Here is a 19686-nt window from a genome sequence, read left to right as displayed (position 1 = left end):
CCTTCCCTCGCCCGCTTCATCGTCGTGCCCGGTCAGCTCTGCTGCTCATCGGGGAGCTCGAGGACGCGGGCGTGGACCGTCTGGCGCTGCTGCAGCGCGGCGCGCAGGGCGCGGTGCAGGCCGTCCTCGAGGTAGAGGTCCCCGCGCCACGAGACGACGTGCGCGAACAGGTCGCCGAAGAACGTGGAGTCCTCTTCGAGGAGGGCGTCGAGGTCGAGCGTGCGCTTGGTGGTGACGAGTTGGTCGAGCTGCACCTGCTGCGGGGCGATCGCCGCCCACTGCTTCTGCACGTAGCCATGCTCCGGATACGGTCGTCCCTCGCCCACACGCTTGAAGATCACCCGCACAGTGTAAACAGGGCGCCGCCGAAACGTCGTGATCGCGGTCCAGGGGCGCGCGGCGGGCCGCCCGGTCGCGCCACGGACCGGGCGCGCGAAAACCGTCCGGAGGGTGTGCCACTGTAGGGGCATGACGCAGAACGAGGAGGCCGTCGAGGCCATCCGCCAGGGGTACACGTTCGACAGCGACGCCGTGCAGCTCGGTGTCCTGGTGGCCGACGGCGAACCGCGCCCCGACGTGCCCATCGGGGTCACGCTCTCGATGCTCAACCGGCACGGCCTCGTCGCCGGCGCGACCGGCACGGGCAAGACGAAGACGCTGCAGCTGATGGCCGAGCAGATCTCGCGGGCGGGCGTCCCGGTGTTCGCGGCCGACATCAAGGGCGACCTGTCGGGCATCGCGGTGCCGGGCCAGCCCTCCGACAAGCTCACCGAGCGCACCGAGAAGATCGGCCAGAAGTGGACGCCGGCCGGCTGCCCCACGGAGTTCTACGCGCTCGGCGGCGCCGGCACGGGGATCCCGCTGCGCGCCACGGTCACCTCGTTCGGACCGCTCCTGCTGTCGAAGGTGCTCGGCCTCAACGAGACCCAGGAGTCCTCGCTGTCGCTGGTCTTCCACTACGCCGACACCGCCGGGTTGCTGCTGCTCGACCTGAAAGACCTCACCGAGTTGTTGAAGTATCTGACCTCGGCCGAGGGCAAGGGGGTGCTCGCCGACATCGGCGGCCTGTCGAAGGCGACCGCGGGCGTCATCCTGCGCGAGCTCGCCCAACTGCAGGCCCAGGGCGCCGACGCGTTCTTCGGCGAGCCGGAGTTCGAGACGTCCGATCTGCTGAAGACCGACGCCAACGGACAGGGCGTCGTCTCGATGCTGGAGTTGCCGAACCTGCAAGACCGGCCACAGCTGTTCTCGACGTTCCTGATGTGGCTGCTGGCCGACCTCTACCACGACCTCCCCGAGGCCGGCGATCTCGACCGCCCGAAGCTGGTGTTCTTCTTCGACGAGGCGCACCTGCTGTTCGACGGGGCGTCCAAGGCGTTCAACGACTCGATCGAGCAGACCGTCCGGCTGATCCGCTCCAAGGGCGTCGGCGTCTTCTTCGTCACCCAGACGCCGAAGGACGTCCCCGAGGACGTGCTGGCGCAGCTCGGCTCGCGCGTCCAGCACCAGTTGCGCGCGCACACGCCCAACGACGCGAAGGCGCTGAAGCAGACGGTGGCCACGTACCCGTCCTCCGACTACGACCTCGCCCAGGTGCTGACCACGCTCGGCATCGGCGAGGCGATCGTGACGGTGCTCAACCCCGACGGAGCGCCCACCCCGGTCGCCTGGACGCGGATGCTCGCGCCGACGTCGCTGATGAGTCCCATGGACGCCGCGGCGATGACCGCGCAGATCGCCGCCTCCGCCGGCACCGCGAAGTACGGCCAGCCGGTCGACCGCGAGTCGGCCTACGAACAGTTGACGGCGAAGATGCAGGCCGGCGCGGAAGCAGCGCAGCGGGAGGCCGAGGCGTCCGAGGCCGCCAAGCAGCAGGCCCAGGCCGACAAGGAGGCGGCGCGGCAGGCGGCCGCCGACGAGCGGGCCCGTCAGGCGCAGGAACGCGAGGAGGCGCGTCCGGCCGGCCGGCAGCCGAAGTCGCTCTTCGACCAGATCACGAGCAACACGATGGTCCGCCAGATGGCCCGCACCGCCGCGCGCGAGATCACCCGGGGACTCTTCGGGGCCGCGCGCAGGCGGTAGCTTCCGGCGGAGTTGACCAGGCGGCGGGGTGCCCGTAGCTTTGGGCGGCTATGCATGATTTCCCGCCCCAGGTCGACACCTTTGCCCCCGGAGCGCGCGACGCCCCCGACACCAGGAGCCCGAACCGGTTCCTGCTCTGGATGATGCGCGTCCAGGGCGACGTCGTGCTCGCCATGGTGCTGCTGCAGTCGATCTGGCAGCTCCCGGGCGCGCTGAGCCCGCTGCTGGTGGGGCGGGCGATCGACGCGGGCGTCCTGCGCAACGACATGCTGGCCACGCTCGGCTGGGCCGGCCTTCTGCTGCTCGTCATCGTCGTGGCCGCCGGGGCGGGCATTCTGAGCCACACGCTGATCGTCCGATCGTGGCTGATCGCGGGATACGGCACGCAGCAGCGCGCGGAGCGCAAAGCGGGGCGGCTCGGCCACGTGCTGTCGCGACGCGTCCCGACCGGCGAGGTGCTGAGCATCGCCTCCTCCGACGCCGACGCCTTCGGCGCCACGCTGGAGGTGTTCGCCCGCGCCGTCAGCTCGGTGGTCACGTTCGCGGTCATCTGCGCGATCATGCTCACCACGTCGCCGATGCTGGGAATCGTCGTGCTCGTGGCCTCCCCGCTGATCGTCGCCGCCGGTGCGCCCGTGCTGCGCCCCCTCAGCCGCGCCCAGCGCGACGAACGCACCCAGAACTCCGAACTCACCTCACGGGCGACCGACATCGTCGCCGGCCTGCGCATCCTGCGCGGCATCGGCGGTGAGCACACCTTCGGCGAGAACTATCGGCGCCAGTCGCAGCGCGTCCGCGGGCTCGGCGTGCGCGTCGGCACCTGGCAGGGCGTCGTCGACACCGTCAGCGTGCTGCTCTCGGGGCTGTTGCTGGTCGGCATCGTCTACCTCGGCACCCACGAGATGGCCGCGGGTCGGCTGACCGTCGGCGCGCTGATCAGCTTCGTCGGCTACGCCATCTACCTGGTGTGGCCGCTGCAGACGATGTTCGAGTTCGCGCAGAAGTGGATCGCCGGGCAGGTCGCGGCGCAGAAGACCACCGCGTACCTGGACGCCGACGAGCCCTGGCTGCCCGCTGAGGGCGCCGTCGGGCCCGCGCCGCGACTGGTGGACGAGGCGTCCGGGGTCGTCGTCGAACCGGGGCTGTTCACCGCCGTCGTCAGCGCCGATCCCGACTCCACGGCGGCGCTGGCCGACCGACTCGGCCGCTACCTGCCGGGTCTGGCGCCGTCGGCGGGCGCCGAGGAGGCTCCCGATGAGGACGAGCTCGCCGCCAGCGTGCCCTTCTACCGCCGCGGCCGCGTGCTGCGCGACGCGCGGGCCGCGAGGCAGGCCCGCCGCGCCGAGGTCGCCCGGGCGGACGCCGAACGCGCCGCACGGCCGTGGGGCGTCACCGCGGACGGCATCGACTACGGCGCCCTCGCGCTCGGCGAACTGCGGCGCCGGGTGGTGGTCTCCGACACCCAATCGATGCTGTTCGCCGGCACGCTGCAGGAGGCCGTCGACCCGTGGGGTGCCCACAGCCGCGCGGACGCCGAGAGTGCGCTGACCACCGCCTGCGCCGAGGACGTCTTCGAGGCGCTCCCCGGCGGCTGGCAAGGTCGCATCGACGAGAAGGGACGCGGCCTGTCCGGCGGCCAACGGCAGCGGGTGGTGCTCGCGCGGGCGCTGCTGCTCGATCCGCCCGTGCTGGTGCTGGTCGAGCCGACCTCCGCCGTCGACGCCCACACCGAGGCCCGCATCGCGGAGCGCCTCGTCGCGCACCGCCGTGGGCGCACCACGGTGGTGACGACGGCGTCCCCGCTGCTGCTGCATCGCGCCGACGTCGTGAGCCTCGTCGTGGACGGCCGCGAGGTCGCCCGGGGCCGTCACGACGACCTGCTCGCGCTCCCCGCCTACCGTCGGGTCGTGGCGCGCGGGATGGAGGACGAGGATGAATGAGTTTCTCGCGTCCTCGCGCGACACCTGGCGCGAGGGCGCGGCGCCGGCGCGCCTGCCCCGCGAGCTGGAGTCGATCGACCGTTCCGCCGGTCCGCGCGAGCGCCTGGACGCCTGGCGCGAGCGGCACCGGCTGCGCGGCGAGCGCGCCCGCACGTTCTTCCGGGAGTCCCGCAACCCCGAGCGCGGTCTGCCCGTCGCGCACACCCGACCGGCGCTTCGCTTCGTCGGTCGGCTGATGCGACGGCGCCCGGGCCTCTTCGCCGGCGTGCTGGTGTTCAACGCGCTGGCTGCGATCGCCGGGCTCGTCGTCCCGCGGCTGCTCGGTGACCTCGTGGACGACGCCACCACCGGCCGGGCGACCCTCGACGCGGTCGACAGGATCCTGCTCGGGGTGGCCGTCCTGGTCGTCGCGCAGGCGGCGTTGACCTTCTGCGCCCGGCGCAGCGCGGCGCTGTTCGGCTACGACATGCTCGCCCACGCCCGGGAGGAGGTCGTCGACACCGTGCTGCGGCTCCCGCTCAGCCGCGTCGAGTCCGCGAGCTCGGGCGATCTGCTCACCCGCATCACGTCCGACGTCAACAAGATGAGCGTGGGCGTGCGGTGGGCGATGCCGCACCTGCTGACGTCCGGCGTCCTGGTGGTGCTGACGCTGGTGGCGCTGTTCTGGAACTCGTGGTTCCTGGCGCTTCCCATCCTGCTGTCGATCGCAGTGCTGACCTTCGCCGTGCGCGGCTACCTCCGCGACGCCGGCCCCGGCTACATCACCGAGTCGGGAAGTTACTCCACGATCAACTCGACCTTGACCGAGACGTTCGAGGGTGCCCGCACCGTCGAGGCCCTCGGGCTCGGCGAGCGGCGCCGCCAGCAGCTCGCCGACGACATCGCCGTGTCCGCCCAGGCGGAGCGGTACACGCTGAGCCTGCGCAACATCCTGTTCTCGTTCCTCGACATCGCCTACCAGGCGCCGCAGGTGGGCGTCGTCCTGCTCGGCACCTGGGGGTACTCCCAGGGGTGGGTGACGATCGGCCAGATCACCACCGCGTCCATCTACCTGCAGCAGCTCGTCGGCCCCATGGACCGGCTGATCGCGGTGTTCGACCAGCTCCAGGTGACGCTGGCCGCCACCACCCGCCTGCTGGGCATCGCCGAGGTGCCTGACGACCGCGAGCCCGGCGGGGCGATGCCCGCCGGCACCCAGCTCGTGGGCCGCGACCTGCGCTTCGCCTACCGCGAGGGGCACGACGTGCTGCACGGCGTCGACCTCGCGCTGCGGCCGGGGGAGCGGCTGGCGGTGGTGGGGCCGTCCGGCTCGGGGAAGTCGACGCTCGGACGCCTCCTGGCCGGCATCAACCGGCCGCGCACGGGCGAGGTGACCGTCGGCGGCGCCGACGTCATGGATCTCCCGCTCGACGTGCTGCGCACCGAGGTGTGCCTCGTCACGCAGGAACACCACGTGTTCGTCGGCACCGTCCGCGACAACGTGGTCCTGGCGCGCGAACAGGACGCCGACGCCGCCGCGGTGCGCGAGGCTCTGGACGCGGTGGGCGCGCTCGACTGGGTCGATCGGTTGCCGTCCGGGCTCGACACGATGCTGGGCCGCGGACGCACCGAGCTGACGCCCGCGCAGGCGCAGCAGATCGCGCTGGCGCGGCTGATGGTCGCCGACCCGCACACGCTGGTGCTGGACGAGGCGACCTCCCTGATCGACCCGCGCACCGCCCGGCACCTCGAGGGCTCCATGGACGCCCTGCTCACCGACCGCACCGTCGTCGCCATCGCGCACCGGCTGCACACCGCCCACGACGCCGACCGCATCGCCGTGGTCATCGACGGACGCATCGCCGAGATCGGCTCGCACACAGAGTTGCTCGTCGCCGACGGCGAGTACGCGCGGCTGTGGCACACCTGGCGCAGCTGAGCGCGCGTGCGGGATCCGGCAGGGCCTCGGGACGCGTGACCCGCGCGGCGTCGGGCACTAGCCTGAGGCTTCACCCGACGCGTCCCGCACAGAGCCGGGACCGAGAGGAGTCCCCATGGGATTCGACGAGAAGCTGCAGAACAAGGCACAGGACGCCGCCGGCCGCGCGAAGGAGTTCATCGGCGACAAGACCGGCGATCGCGACCTGCAGGCCGAAGGCACCGCTGACCGCACCGAGGCCGGCGCGCGCGACCTGGGCGAGAAGGTGAAGGACGCGGGCGAGGACCTGCAGGCCAAGGCCCGGGGCGTCGCCGACGCCGCGAAGGACATGATCGACGACACCCAGGCCAAGAAGGCCGCCGAGGACGAGGGCCCCGCCGTCTGATCCCGCGCGCCGACCGGACCTGTCGCGGCGCACGTCGGCCGACGGGTCCGGTTGCGGCGTCCCGAACCCGAGTCCCGGGGAGGATCTTCACCCCGGCTGCGCGCCCTGTTCACCCTCGCGTGGAGGCGATGTTGCCGGCGTATGAGATGCATGGGGTATGTCCGTCCTTCCCTCCCGGTCATCGATCGCCGCCGCCCCGTCGCGGTGGTGGTCTCAGCGATCGCAGATCCTGACCTCCGTCGCCGTCGTCTGCTTCGTCGTGCTGTTCTTCGAGGCGTCCGCCGACGTCCTGCCCGACGGCACGCTGTTCTGGCTGATCACCCCGAGCCGGCTCGTGCTGATCATCGGCCTCGCCGCCCTGCTTCTCGCGGGCGGTCGCGTCACGGACTGGTCGACCTGGCTGGACGTCCCCCTCATCGCCCTGATCGCGCTGTCGGCGTGGGCGTCGCGGGGCTCCGAGGCGGCGATGGCGCAGTTCCGTTGGTTCCTCACCGGCGTGGGGATGTTCCTGCTCACGGTTTGCCTCCTGCGCCGCAACGCCGACAACCGGCGGCTGGTGCTGTGGTCGGCGTTCGTGGGCGCCGCCGTCGCTGGGCTCGCCGGGGTGCGGCAGTGGGCCGCTGAGCAGTCGACCGGGTTCTGCCGCGCGCCCGGCGCGAGCATGGCGGACGGCTGCGAGCGGCCCGGCGCGATGATCCGCGTCGCGGGCAGCTTCTTCAACCCGAACCTGCTGGCCGCGTTCCTGGTGCTGGTGCTTCCGCTCGCCTGGGTGGCCGCGGTCAAGGTGCAGGACCGGCTCCTGCGGCTCGCCTCGCTGACCGTCGCCGCCATGACGACGCTGGCGCTGGTGCTCACCTGGTCGCGGGGTGCGTTCGTCGCGTTCGCCGCGGGGGCGCTGGTGTTCTTCCTCGCCAGCAGGCCCACCCGCAACCGCCTGATCGCCACCGGGGCGGTGCTTCTCGTCGGTGCGTTGGCGCTGCCCGAGGCGATCGCCTCGACGAGAGGACCGGGCGTCCGAGTCGACCTGTGGGGGGCTGCACTGTCCATCGCCGGGCGGCATCCGTTCGGTATCGGGCTGGGCAACGCCGGCCCGGCGATCACCGCCCAGGTGGTCGACGGCCGCGACTACCAGCACGCGCACAACCTGTGGTTGAACTGGTTCGTGGAGGCCGGCTGGCTCGGCGGGTTGGCGGTCGTGGCGCTGACGGTGGTCCTGCTGCTGAAGCTCATCGACGCCGGACGCCGAGGGTCGCTCTACAGCGGCGCGCTCGGCGCCGGCATGACGGGGTTCTTGATCCTGTCCCTGGCCGACCACCCGGCGAACCTCACGCGCATCGCGATGACGGCCTGGGTGCTGGTCGCCGCGATCATGACGCTTCCCGGCACGCAACTGCCGACCTGGTCGCAGCTGCTGGGCTGGTCCGGACGGGACCGCCAGAAAGCCACCGAGGATCAGCCGGAATCCGAGCCTGGCCTCTCCGACGTCGGCCTCGCGGACGACGAGGCGTCCGAAGCCAAGCGCGATCAGGCCGTCCACGTCTGAGCGAAGGGTGACCGCGCGTCGGCGTCCTACTTGATCTTGATGCCGAAGATCTTCTTGTCGTAGGACGCCACCACGATCATGTTGTTGTAGATCGAGGGGGATGCCTCGGTGTTCTTGCCCAGACTGATGGTCGAGAGGTCCTCGCCCGTCTGCGGGTCGAACAGGTGCATGATCCCGTCAGAATCCGTGACGATGCCGTACTGGTTGCCGTCCGTCGCCTGGAAGATCGTCGGCGAGCTCCACGAGTAGTTCGTCATGTGCCGGCGCCAGATGACCTGGCCCGTCTTCTTGTCGAGCGCGAGCATGTCGCCCTCGCGCGGCGCGGTGGTGCGGGCGACGTTGAAGATCACCATGTCCGACAGGGAACCCTGCCCGATCGCGGGAGTGCCCAGCACGCCGCCGTTGACCGCCGGGTCGTAGTAGGCCGGGATGTCGTGCTGCCAGACCTGGCGTCCGGTGAGCGCATCGATCTTGCGGATGTTGGAGATGCGTTCGCCGCCGGTGGCACCGCGGTTGTCGACCTCGTTGCCGGTGTAGAGGAAGACGCCGTCGGGGGTCTCCTCGAGCACCATGGTCGAGTCGACGTCGTCGCCGGTGTTGCGCATCCACAGGATCTGCATCGTGGTGGCGTCCCAGCAGAACAAATTGCCGTCGTTGTCGTCGGCGAACATGAGGTTGCGGTAGGCGACCGCCGAGTTCTCGATGCCGTGCTTCTCGCTCTGGGGGCCCGCGTAGGCCAGCTTCACCAACTCCGGGTTGATGCTGACCTTCTTGGCCGCTGGGTCGAAACGGCTGTTGAGCTTCACCTTGTAGATGAGGCCGTTCTCGGCCGGCTCGATCAGGGTGTCGGTCTGCCGGTTGACCAAGGCGGACGAATCGAACGCCCCCCACTCGTGGCGCAGCGAGCTCGCATCCAGGCCGGGGATGCCCCAGACCTCCTTGTTCTGGATGAGGTCGAAGAACCGGTAGCGCCACGGGCCGATCGTGCCGTTGCGGTCGTTGAGGCCCTGGCCGGAGTAGAGCAGCGGGTAGCCGCGCGGGTCGATGGAGCCGGTGCCCTTGAACCCGAACTTCACGTCGATCGGGTCCTTGGTGCTCTCCCCGGTGGCCAGGTCGAGGCGGTACACCTTTCCCTCGAAGACCGGGTAGATCACCTCGGTGAAGTTCGGGTCGTTCGCGAACTTGGCCGGTAGCCCCATCGCCTGCCGCGTCGCCTCCGGCCAATGCACGAGGAGCGGCTGGCCGGTCCAGCCGGCGCCGGGCCAGTACGATCCCTCGCCGCGGATCTCGCCGATCGGCTTCTCCCAGGCGATCTCGAGCTTCTTCTCCTTGACGTCGGCCTTCCCGTAGGCGCCGCCGTTGCGGTAGTTGTTCCCGCGGAACGTGAGGACGCCCGGAACGTCGGTGTAGGTCGACGGGTCGCCGAACGCCACCTTCTCCTTCGGCTGGTACTGCTCGATGACCTTGTCGTCCTGGTTGAACACCTGCCACCAGAAGTTGCCCGGCTCATCGGTCATCGGGCGTTCGTAGCGCCCGTTCCCCTTGACGGTCGCCGGGACGAAGCCGGGCATCGAGGACAGGTCGATCGAGAGCTTCGCCGGGTCGGTCTCCTGGGAGGCCGGCGGCGTCTGCGAGGACGTGGGCTTGTTGGGGCGCTCACCCGGCGCGACGGTGTCGGTCGAGCAGGCCGCGACCGAGAGCAGCATGCCGCCGCACACCAGCGCCGCGAGGGCTCCGCGACGGCGGGTCGGCCGTGATTGCCTCATGCAGGCTCCTCCTGAGGGATCGGAACATCGCTGAGTGTAGGCGCTGCCCTGGGACGCATTCGTCCCGACGCCCCGGTCTGTTCCGCCTCGTCACAAATGTCACACTCACGGCGGCCCGGTCGAGAACCCGGCCGCGTTCCCGCTTGTCGGCGTCCCGACGTCGGTGGGGTCCTGTGGTGAGTGTGACGTTTGTGACAACGCGGGACGGCCTCGCGACCGGACGCCCCCGGGCGGGTCATGGGGTAGGGAGCCGGCGCTCAGCGGATCAGGTGCCGCCCTCCGCGGCCACGGCGGCCGCCGCGGCGTGGGCGATGGCGGCGTCCAGATAGACGCCCGAGCGAGGTTGCACCGCGCCGTCGACGACGTCGAACACGAGCGGGTGCCCGGCGGGAATGTTCAGTTCCTCGGTCTCGGTCTCGGACAGCCCCGAGATGATCGCGCACAGGGCCCGCAGCGAGTTTCCGTGGGCGACGACGGCGATGCTGGCGGGCCGGACGCGGAACTGCGGGGCGAGCACGTCCTCCCACAGCGGGCGGACCCGCTCGACCACGTCCGCCAGCGACTCGCCCTGGCCGGGGGTCAACGGACCGTGGTCGGCGACGGGCGGCGGGTTCGTCCACGACTGGCGCTGCTCCTCGGACGCCGCGGGCGGGCGACCGTGCAGGGTGCGGCGCCAGGTGAAGAAGGCGTCCTCGCCGTAGCGCCGGCGCGCCTCGGCCTTCGGGACGCCCGTGAGGCAGCCGTAGTCGCGTTCGGACAGCCGCCAGGTCACGGCGGCGCGGGCGGGGGCGAGACCGAGGGCGTCCATGAAGAGGGTGGTGGTGCGCAGCGCGCGACGCATGGGGCTCGTCGCGAGGATCGACGGGGTCAGCCCGGCCTCGGCCACGAGCCGCGCGGCCTCCCCGACCTGCGCGGCGCCGGCGGGCGTGAGGTCGGCATCGAGCAGCCCGGTGAACGTCTTCGTCGCGTTGAAGGTGCTCTCCCCATGACGCAGCAGGATGAGCGTGCCCCGTGCGGTCTCCACGCAGCGAGGGTATTGCACCGGGGCAGCGCCGTCGGACGGACGCTCAGATCGGGTCGGTTGTCTTGGCCCGCCCGAGGGTGCCTCGGCCGCGCAGCGCAGCTCATCGGGGTCCAGGAGGCCACCATGCGGCCCTGGCGCTCGCCGCCGAAGGGTCCGGTTAGCATCGCCGGGTGTCCCGTCGTGCTGCCTCACCAACGTCGCCCGGCCGCGCGTGGCTGACGCCCGCCCAGCGTTCGGGCCTGTCGATCGGGGTGGCCGTGGGGCTGTACGGGCTGTCGTTCGGCGCCCTTTCGGTGGCCGCCGGGCTCGACCTGCTCAGCACGATGGCGCTGTCGGCGCTCATGTTCACCGGCGGCTCCCAGTTCGCCTACATCGGCGTCATCAGCGGCGGCGGCGCCCCCGCGGCGGCGGTCGGGGCGGCATCGCTGCTGGGCATCCGCAATTGCCTCTACGGCGTCCAGCTCAACGCGATGCTGCAGCCGCGCGGGTTGATGCGGCCCGTGATGGCGCACTTCACGATCGACGAGTCGATGGCCAACGCCACCGCGCAGGAGGATCCCGGCGAACAGCGCCGCGGGTTCTGGGCGGCCGGCGTCGCCGTGTTCGTCTTCTGGAACCTGGCCACGCTCGTCGGGGCGCTGGCCGGGGAGCGCATCGGAGATCCCAAGATCTACGGCCTGGACGGCGCCGCGCTCGCCGCGTTCCTCGGGCTGCTGTGGCCGCGGCTACGCGGGCGGGAACCGATCGCCGTCGCCGTCGCGTGTGGTGCCGCGACCGCGCTTGTCACGCCGGTTCTGCCTCCGGGCCTGCCGATCATCGTGTCGGCGGTCGTCGCCGCCGGCATGGTGCTGATCCGACGGCGAGGAGGGCGGGGATGACCGAATTCTTCCTGCGCGGACGAGGAGCGCCGCCGGTGACCGCGTCGTCTCGGCTTCGAGGAGGGCGCCCATGACCCCGCTGGGCTGGGTGCTCGTGGCGGCAGCGATCGCGTTCGTCACGAAGCTGGTCGGCTACCTGCTGCCGGGGTCGTGGCTCGACTCCCCGACCGCACGCGCGATGAGCGGCGCCGTGACCGTGGGGCTGCTGGCGTCCCTTGTGGTGACGAACACGTTCGTCGCCGGGACGTCGGTGCAGCTGGACGCCCGCGTCGCGGCCTTCGTCGCCGCGATCGTCGCGCTGATCCTGCGTGCCCCGTTCATCGTGGTGGTGATCGTCGGCGCTCTGGCCGCCGCGGCCGCCCGCGCGATGGGAGCCGCCTGAGCGCGGGCCGGCCGTCCGATCAGGGAAGCGCGGCCAGGCGATGCTCCATCAGGACGATCTGGTAGGGGTTCCACGTCGAGAGCGTGTACCGCAGGACGAGGTCGTCCCCGTCCATCCGGGTGTCGAAGAGGTAGGGCGCGTATGCCCCGCCGGTCGCGTCCCGTTGGCCGCGGAAGATGCGGTCGCCGACGGGCTCGGACGCCTCGAGGCTCGCCCGGATGAAACGCGACGACGGGTCGTCGAACGACATCCCGTGGCGCACCCAGTCGAGCAGGACGACGCGATCCGACCACGGTCCCCACGGGGTCCGCGACGTGCGCAGGGTGACGCAGGGGCCGATCGGGTCCTCCGGGCCGGACATGGCCAGCAGCACGTAGGCGCCGATCTGCGGCACGTGGCGCACCGAGATCTCCCCGAAGGACCCGCTGACAAGCGGCATCGCTTCCGATTCACGGTCGCTCCAGCGGGGGACACCCTCGCTCGTCCCCGCGAAGAACCGCAGGCCCAAGGCGTCCGGCGGGAAGGGGCGCCGTCCCGCCAGCCGCGAGGACAACGGCTCCGGATCGAGGATCGCCAGCCGCAGGTCGTCCGCGCGGTAGGCGCCCGAACCCCACAGCGCGACGACGTCGTGGTCGACGCCGAGTCCGGGCAACGTGCGGCCCGGCAGCGTCGCGCAGGAGATGTTCACGAAGTACCGGCTGGAGACGGTCGTCAGCGTCCGGAACCGCAGCGGCCGTCGGGCGCCCTGGTCGATCGCGGCGGGGTCAAAGAGCGCGCGGGCGAGGACGGAGCGTCCCATCACCTGGTGGTTCAGGAAGTGGTTGGACGTCGCGAACAGGAACCACCCGCCGCGATGGCTGAAGGTGTCGAGCGGGACGTCGTACTCGCGCATCGTCGTGCGGCCGCCCATCAGCCGGATCGGCGCACCGTGGAACGTGAACGCCGGCAGGCCGGGCAAGGGGCCGTCCGGGCCGATCGCCGCGATCGAGTCGCGGGTGGTGCGCAGCGGGCGCGTCCAATGCGTGTCTCCGCATAAAAGGTAGTCGCGACCGGAGTGGGTTACCCGCACGCCGAGGTCGGTTCCGCGCACGCCGCTGCGGGTCAGCGACCGGCTCAGCGTGACGCGCGGGTTCCCGTCGGCCGAGGGCTGCGTGTCGACGTCCCCGCTGATCTGGGCGCGCTTGATCGAGGGCGCCGGGTCGATCGTGGCGGGGGAGCGGTCGTCCAGCCGCAGGCACGCGGAGCGCGTCCAGCGGACGCCGCCGTCGCGTTCCTGCCGGTGCCACTGGAACAGCGACGTGCCTTCCTGCGTCAGGGCCTGGAACCAGCCGTCCAGACCGGACGCGAGGAGGCTCACCGCTGCGACGTCCCGAAGGCCGCACCGGACGTGGCCGTCGGGACGCCACGGCCCCGCGGTCGGGTCGGTCCCGGGGCGCGCGGTGGCCGGACCGGCGTGGCCGTCGCCCCCACCAGGAGGGCGCCCGGCGTGGGGGGACATCGGGGTGAGCGCTGCGACGGAGACCGCGCCCGCGCTCGCGAGGCGCGCGTGGACGTCGAAACCGGTCCCGTTCGGGAGGGCGAGCAGCGCGACATCCCCGCGTTGCGCCAGTCCCGGCGTTCCGGTCGCGGGTGGGAGCGACGCCTCGGTCGACCAGCGCGGGGCAGCGCTCCTCCGTGAGGTGACGAGGACGGACGTCCGGTCGCTGAGCGCGATCGCTGCGGTCAGCGTGTGTCCCGGGCCTGCGGTCAGCGCGGGGGCCGCGACGGCGTCCGTGGCGAGGGTCGCCTGGGGCGTCCAGCGCCAGGACCCGTCGCCGGAACGCTCGCCCCGGTGGTGGACGACCGCCCCGCCGCTCAGCACCAGGGCGTCGAGGCCGCCGGCGCGGGCGACGAGCGCGACGGCGTCCGCGGGGGGTGAGACGATCCCCAGCGGACGCCAGCCGGACGGCCCGTGCACGTGGTGGCGCAGGCCGTCCCGCTCGGGGACCAGCGCGTGCAGCGCGGCCGAACGCCCGATCCTGGTCAGCGCCGCCGGTCCGGTGGCGTCGGCGGTCACGACGCCCTGACGTTCCCACGTGCGGTCGGGGCGGTACTGCTCGCGCCGGTAGTGGATCAGGTCGGAGCCGTGTCCCGCGGAGCGCGCGACGGCGTCCAGTGCGGGTGGGGCGAACAGGCGCCTGCGGGACGTGCCCTGCACCAGCGCGGACGACCCAATCACCGCGGCGTTCGGCGACGGGGGAGGCGGCGAGATGGGCACCGGCCCACGGTAGCCGAACGGGGCCCACGGCCCACGCCGTGCGGGAGCACCTAGGGTGGGGACATGAGCCTGAAACTGTCCGTCCTTGACCTCATCCCCGTCCGCACCGGTCAGACCACCGGGCAGGCGCTCGCCGCGGCGGTGCGGTTCGCGCAGACGGCCGACGAGGCCGGCTACCACCGCCTGTGGGTGGCGGAGCATCACAACGCCGCCGCGATCGCGTCGACCTCGCCGCCGGTCATCATCGCGATGCTCGCGTCGGCGACGGGGCGCATCCGGGTGGGCTCGGGCGGCGTCATGCTCCCCAACCACGCGCCTCTCGCCGTCGCGGAGCAGTTCGCGCTGCTCGAGGCGGCCTACCCCGACCGCATCGACCTGGGCATCGGCCGCGCCCCCGGCACCGACCCTGTCACGTCGTGGGCGCTGCGCTCGGCCGCGGGGCCCGAGGGCGACCCGGTCGAGCATTTCCCGGAGTACGTCCAACAGGTCGAGACGCTGCTCTCCCCGGAGGGCGCCACCTTCCGCATCGGGCTGCGCAACTTCGACATCAAGGCGACGGCCAAGGCCGTCGACGTCCCGGACATCTGGCTGCTTGGCTCGTCCGACTATTCCGCCCGGCTCGCCGCCGAGAAGGGGCTGCCGTACGTGTTCGCCCACCACTTCGCTGGCCGCGGCACCGCCGAGGCGCTGGCGCTGTACCGCGAGGGCTTCCGCGGTGAGGGGCAGCCGCGGACGTTCCTGACCGCCAACGTCGTGGTCGGGCAGACGGCCGAGGACGCCGCCCGGCTCGCCAAGCCGTACCAGATGCAGATGGCGGCGCTACGGACGGGCCAGCCGATGCGTCCGATGCTGACGGTGGAACAAGCGGAGACGGCGGCTCCGGTCGCGTCCGACGAACTGCTGCGCGACCTGAGCGCGAGTTGGTACGTCGGCACGGCCGAGCAGGTCGCCGACGGACTGCGTGCCTTGGCGGCCGAGTTCGACGTCGACGAGGTGATGGTGCATCCGGTGACCGCGGCCTCGGACGCCGACCCACTCGATCAGTCGCCCGCTCGCGAGCGCGGCCTCACCGCGCTCGCCGACGCCTTGCGCTGACCCACGACCTCGGGGCGACACCTCGTCATCCTCGGCGGTGTCGGCTGGGTGGGCGCCGAGCTGCGCCCCTCGGGCCCCTGTCGCGCGTGTTCTTCGGCGACCACGGCGGGCCCGGACGGTCGCGCCCGGGCTCAGGCCTCGCGGTCGGACAGCACGTGCGCGGCGCCGGAGGACAGCGCCGTCACCGCCAGCACGGCCGGCCACGCACCGATCTTCTTGGCCAGCATGTGCGACCCGACGAAGCCGCCGATGTACAGCGCCGACAGCGCGGCGGTGACGCCGGCGCCGTCGCGGGTGAGCCACGTGCGTCCGGCGTAAACGCCCGCGGCACCCAGGATGACCCCGCCGATCGGACGGATCCCGGTCTCGCGGGCGGTGAGCCAGCCTCCCAGGAGCCCGACCGCGGTGACGGCGGCGGTGTTGACCTTCTCGGCGGGACGCAGCTGTCCCATGGCCTTCGACATCGACTTCATGCTGCGATCCTAGGCGCTGCCACCGACAACCGAACCGTGGAGCTCCCTCCGCCCGGTCCTTCCCTGTTCCTGCTCCGCCCGGTCCTTCTCTTTTCCCGGGAGGTGAGCAGCGCGCCCGCGCCCGCAGGCCTCCTGCCTGCGGGTGCGGGCGCGCTCAACTCACAGCGACTGGCGCCCCACGGTGCCCTTCAGGCCCTTGAGGTAGTCGGCCGACTGCAGGCGCTTGAGCTCGGCGCGGGCGCTCGCGATGCGCTCACCGAGATTCAACCGTCCGGCCGCCTCGAGGTTCTCGGGCGAGCGGGTGAAGGCGTCCATCCTCATCAGGCCCGTCCGGACCTGCTGAACGTCCTCGGCCTGCTTGGCCGCCAGCCGCGCGGCATACCAGTCGGACGCCAGCACGGACTCCCGGGTGAACATGGTCCGGAACTCCTCATCGTCCAGCGTCAGCCCATCCTCGGTCTTGCCGTTGGCCATGACCTCGAGCAGCGCCCGCAGCGGCGGGATGGCCAGCTCCACGGTCCCGTCGTCGAAGTACGCCTTCGCGACCCGCTGGTGCGTCTTCACGATGGTCGCCATCGACTCGGCGAACGTGTCGACGTCCTGGATCTCCGGGCGCAGCATCTCGTCGGTGAACACCATGTCCGGGTGCAGGAAGATGCGCCCGAAGTACGTGGTGGCGAACTGCTCGTTGATGCGGTAGCCGAGCCGGCTTGCCAGCACCTGCTCGCCGTTGTGCTCGAAGTCCTGCATCCGCTCAAGGTAGCCGTCCCTGATCAGCGTCTCGGCGGAGCGCTCGTCCTCGCTCATCCGGCAGAAGAGCTCCGGCACCAGCAGGCTGATGTCGTGGTTGACCCGCACGTTCGGCCCGATGTAGCCCGCCGAACTCAGCCAGCCGTCGTAGCCGGTCAGCGCGAACGACAGGAACGCCGAGTTGAGGTCGATCGTCGCGGGCAGCGCGTTGAACGGGCCCTTCGTCATCGCTCCCTCGGAGCCCGCGCCAGTCGTCGACGGGGACTTACCCGTCATGGAGCTGATGAACTCCATGAACAGCTCGGGCAGCTCCATGTAATGCAGCGGGTTGTACGAGCACAGCGGCGGGACGCCCTCGTCGGCCGGATTGTTCCGGCGTCCCGCGGCGACCACGTCCACCGGCAGCCGGTTGGGCTGGTCGGCGCCGATCTTCAAGAACAGGTGGGACGCGAGGTCCGCCCGAGCGGTCGCGGCCGGGTTCGACAGGTCGGGACGCACCTGCAGGTACCGGGGGTTCTTCGACGGCTTGCCGTTGACCAGGCGCGGGTTGGCCGAGCACACGAAGTACCGCGGCGTACTGTCGCCGGAGGTCGTCTCCGCGGCGCGCTGGATCAGCTCCGCCATCGGCTCGGTGAACTCCGAATACGCCTGGACGTCCTCGAGCATCTCGCGGGCGTCCGCATGCGTCAGCGGCTGGAAGTTCGAGATGAACGTGTCGGGGCGCGCCATGTCCTTCTCGGTCTGCTTGTCGTAGCCGCGGTAGATCGCGTCGTCCGGGCGCTGGAACAGCAGCTGCTCGCAGTTCTGCACGTACTTGCGCGAGACGCCGCCGCCCTCGCTCGGCGCGACGGTGGACGCCGTGATGTCGTCCTCGGTCTGCACCTTCGACGCCGGGCTGAAATCCGGGCGCAGGCTGAACAGTCGCCAGCTGCCGTCCGTCTCGAACCCGACGCGCAAAAAGTTCGCGATGATGCGCTCCCCGTGCAGGCGCAGCGAGTTGCCCTGGCGGCCGTTCATGATGCCGACCGAGAACTTGTCGCGCCAGTCCTCGCCCCACTCGGGCTGGTAGTAGCGCTTGATGGTGAAGACGAGTTCCTTGATGTGCGGCGGGATCGACCGCAGGAAGTCGTTGTGCTCCGCGGTGAACCGGCTGGACGGCGTCAGCAGCTTGATGACCGAGCCGAGGCTGCGCTCGGCGCTCAGCACCGGCCGGTGATCGGTGCCGTTGCGCGAGGCGTCCGCGAACCGGTTGCTGTAGTCGCCGTTGATGATCGACTCGACGTGGGCCATGTCCTCGTCGAAGTCGCCGATGAAGGCGGTGCCGAAGACGAAGGCGTCCAGGAGTGACTTGCTGATCTCGCTCTTGCCGCCGCCGGAGACCGTGGCTGGCTTGTGGCAGTGGGTGGCGTTCGGGGCGACGCCCACGAGGTGCCACTGGGTGCGGTCCTCCTCGCGGTGCTTGGCGAAGACCCGGTAGCCGTTGGGGAGGAAGTACGTCTTGTTGGCGAGCAGCTTGATCGTGCGCTGGCTACCGTTGTCGTCCCAGGTGATCGTCTGGGTGCGCATGCTGAACGTCGCGCCGCCGGGGACGATGACGACGGCGTCGTCCAACTTGTCGCTGACCGAGCCGTCCTGGTTGAGGGTGAAGCGGTGCGGATCGCGTTCGACGACGCTGGCCAGCGTGTACCCGTCGGGCGTGCGGTTGTCGGTGAACTCGGCGCCCAGGTTGTACGCCGGGTAGACGACAGCACCACCGGCGTGCTCTTCTTCGGCGCAGCCGAGCAGGTTCGCCGAGTAGCTGATCTGGGTCTTGACTTCCTTCTTGCAATAGCCGAAGTAGTTGTCCGCGATGATCGTGACGATGACGCCGCGTTCGTCGCGGGCGCACAGCTTGAACGCTTGACCGTTGTTGTAGCGCTCGTCCGGGTCGCTCCAGCACTGGCCGTCGCGGCGCTGCCGGTCGGTCGCATCGTCGACGTGCGGGAGCCCGAGTTCCTTCTTCGTCATCTTCGTCAGGTGCGGCGCGAGGATGACGCATCCGGTGTGACCGGTCCATTCACTGGGTTCGAGGGAGGCGTCGTTCTCCGGCAGGTAGGGATCGCCGCCGTTCCCGAAGATGCTCTCGACGAAGTCGAGGTTGGCGACCATGCCACCGGGCACGATGAACCGGATCTCCATGGTGCGCTGGTTCGTGATGCCGGGGACCTCGGGCACGACGACCGGGCGCAGCAGCAACGAGACGAAGCAGGCAGCCGGGGTCGGGGTGTTCGCCGTGAACGGGAGGCGGAGGGCTTCCTCGGGGGCCTCGAACGCGTGCCGCAGGAGGCGGGCGAACACGTCGCGCTCGACGGCGATCTTGTCGTCGGGGATCGGCAGGCCACCCTCGGCGATGTGGAAGACGCCGGCCGTGGTGCGGCGGTCGTTGGCCGGGTTGTGCAGCACGCCATTCATCAGCCGGTAGGAGCTGAGCAAGTCCGAGGAGAACTCGTCGCCGTCCTGGGGGAGGGAGAGTCCGCGGGCCAGCCCCGCCTGGTCGAGCACGAGGGTGCGGCGAGGCAGCTGCGGCGTCGACTCCGCCTCGCCCAGGTAGGAATCGAGGAAGCTCTGGATGCGCTGGTCCACCGGGGAGAGCCGATCAGCGAGCCGCCGGTTCTGTTCCCGCTGCCGAGCGAGAATCGGGGCCACGAGCTGGGCACTGGGAGAGTTCTCGACGTCCGCCGGCAGCGGCTGTCCGAGTAAAGCCAGACGAAGGTTGATCGCGGAGTTGACGTTCGTTGCTGACATAGCCCCATCCTTCCAATCGCGAGCGTCGCGTGGGCCTGGATTGGGCGTTGTTGCACAAGTCGCCGTCTGGTCTTGACGGATTCGCCCTCTGCCCCTGCGTGATGGTCTGACCCCACCTTGCCAAACTCCTCGACCTGTGGGGAGGGCTCATCCCGTTCTGGTCGCCGTCGTGCTTGGGGGATCCCGTGGTTGCATCGGGTCGCATCCAGCGTGTCCGACTCCTGCGGCGCGGCGCCTCAGAGCCGCGTCACCCCAGGTCGTGTGCACCGCCGCGGTGGTGGGGCCATCAGCCGACGTCGATCTCGCTCGGTGATCGACGAGTCGCCGGGTCCCCAGCGGTTCGCGGTCGGCGAGCCCCGAGCGGGGCGATCGCAGTCTCGAGCAGATTTGTCACAGACGTCACGGTCAT

14 protein-coding genes are annotated in these 19686 nt (G+C 71.1%); 8 read left to right on the top strand and 6 right to left on the bottom strand.

Translation table 11 applies throughout. From position 1 onward, the window contains the following. Positions 1–32: 32 nt before the first annotated feature. A complete protein-coding gene (locus BN1187_RS13385) occupies positions 33–341 on the bottom strand; it encodes a type II toxin-antitoxin system VapB family antitoxin (protein ID WP_040162435.1) in 309 nt (102 codons plus the stop codon). Between the two features lie 127 nt (positions 342–468). Between BN1187_RS13385 and BN1187_RS13380 the strand changes: the two genes are divergently transcribed. The 5 genes from BN1187_RS13380 (at position 469) to BN1187_RS13360 (ending at position 7868) form a co-directional block, all read left to right on the top strand. Next, a complete protein-coding gene (locus BN1187_RS13380) occupies positions 469–2082 on the top strand; it encodes a helicase HerA-like domain-containing protein (RefSeq protein WP_040162433.1) in 1614 nt (537 codons plus the stop codon). 50 nt (positions 2083–2132) lie between these two features. Next, positions 2133–4022, top strand: coding sequence for an ABC transporter transmembrane domain-containing protein (locus BN1187_RS13375; protein ID WP_040162432.1), 1890 nt, complete (start codon positions 2133–2135; stop codon positions 4020–4022). Then, positions 4015–5940 carry an ABC transporter ATP-binding protein gene (locus BN1187_RS13370; protein ID WP_040162430.1) on the top strand — a complete coding sequence of 642 codons (1926 nt, stop codon included), beginning with the start codon at positions 4015–4017 and terminating at the stop codon, positions 5938–5940. Before BN1187_RS13375 ends, BN1187_RS13370 begins: the two co-directional genes overlap by 8 nt. A 115-nt stretch (positions 5941–6055) precedes the next feature. Then, positions 6056–6325 carry a CsbD family protein gene (locus tag BN1187_RS13365; RefSeq protein WP_052462722.1) on the top strand — a complete coding sequence of 90 codons (270 nt, stop codon included), beginning with the start codon at positions 6056–6058 and terminating at the stop codon, positions 6323–6325. Between the two features lie 157 nt (positions 6326–6482). Then, positions 6483–7868, top strand: coding sequence for an O-antigen ligase family protein (locus BN1187_RS13360; RefSeq protein ID WP_040162428.1), 1386 nt, complete (start codon positions 6483–6485; stop codon positions 7866–7868). 26 nt (positions 7869–7894) lie between these two features. On the opposite strand, the gene BN1187_RS13355 is transcribed toward BN1187_RS13360, so the two are convergent. After that, positions 7895–9634 carry an outer membrane protein assembly factor BamB family protein gene (locus BN1187_RS13355; protein WP_052462721.1) on the bottom strand — a complete coding sequence of 580 codons (1740 nt, stop codon included), beginning with the start codon at positions 9632–9634 and terminating at the stop codon, positions 7895–7897. Positions 9635–9899: 265 nt separating this feature from the next. Next, a complete protein-coding gene (locus BN1187_RS13350) occupies positions 9900–10658 on the bottom strand; it encodes a 2,3-bisphosphoglycerate-dependent phosphoglycerate mutase (protein ID WP_040162426.1) in 759 nt (252 codons plus the stop codon). 170 nt (positions 10659–10828) lie between these two features. Between BN1187_RS13350 and BN1187_RS13345 the strand changes: the two genes are divergently transcribed. Both BN1187_RS13345 and BN1187_RS13340 read left to right on the top strand, forming a co-directional pair. Beyond that, positions 10829–11536, top strand: a complete 708-nt coding sequence (locus BN1187_RS13345) for an AzlC family ABC transporter permease (RefSeq protein WP_235750676.1) — start codon at positions 10829–10831, stop codon at positions 11534–11536. Between the two features lie 70 nt (positions 11537–11606). Next, positions 11607–11918: an AzlD domain-containing protein gene (locus tag BN1187_RS13340; RefSeq protein WP_040162424.1), complete on the top strand. Its 312-nt coding sequence runs from the start codon at positions 11607–11609 to the stop codon at positions 11916–11918. 19 nt (positions 11919–11937) lie between these two features. Here BN1187_RS13340 and BN1187_RS13335 read toward each other — a convergent pair whose 3' ends face one another. Beyond that, positions 11938–14175, bottom strand: coding sequence for a DUF4185 domain-containing protein (locus BN1187_RS13335; protein ID WP_147675127.1), 2238 nt, complete (start codon positions 14173–14175; stop codon positions 11938–11940). A gap of 63 nt (positions 14176–14238) precedes the next feature. Between BN1187_RS13335 and BN1187_RS13330 the strand changes: the two genes are divergently transcribed. Further along, positions 14239–15270, top strand: coding sequence for an LLM class flavin-dependent oxidoreductase (locus tag BN1187_RS13330; protein WP_235750675.1), 1032 nt, complete (start codon positions 14239–14241; stop codon positions 15268–15270). Between the two features lie 131 nt (positions 15271–15401). Here BN1187_RS13330 and BN1187_RS14110 read toward each other — a convergent pair whose 3' ends face one another. Together BN1187_RS14110 and BN1187_RS13320 are read right to left on the bottom strand one after the other, a co-directional pair. Further along, complete coding sequence (locus BN1187_RS14110; RefSeq protein ID WP_157754784.1) at positions 15402–15734, bottom strand: hypothetical protein; 333 nt, start codon at positions 15732–15734, stop codon at positions 15402–15404. A gap of 168 nt (positions 15735–15902) precedes the next feature. Beyond that, positions 15903–19277, bottom strand: coding sequence for a PPi-type phosphoenolpyruvate carboxykinase family protein (locus BN1187_RS13320; RefSeq protein WP_040162419.1), 3375 nt, complete (start codon positions 19275–19277; stop codon positions 15903–15905). Between the last annotated feature and the right edge of the window lie 409 nt (positions 19278–19686).

The sequence above is a fragment of the Nigerium massiliense genome, assembly GCF_000826085.1.
Classification (GTDB): domain Bacteria; phylum Actinomycetota; class Actinomycetes; order Propionibacteriales; family Propionibacteriaceae; genus Propioniciclava; species Propioniciclava massiliense.
Note: the sequence above shows the minus strand (reverse complement) of the source record. Positions and strands in the feature narration are given on the sequence as shown.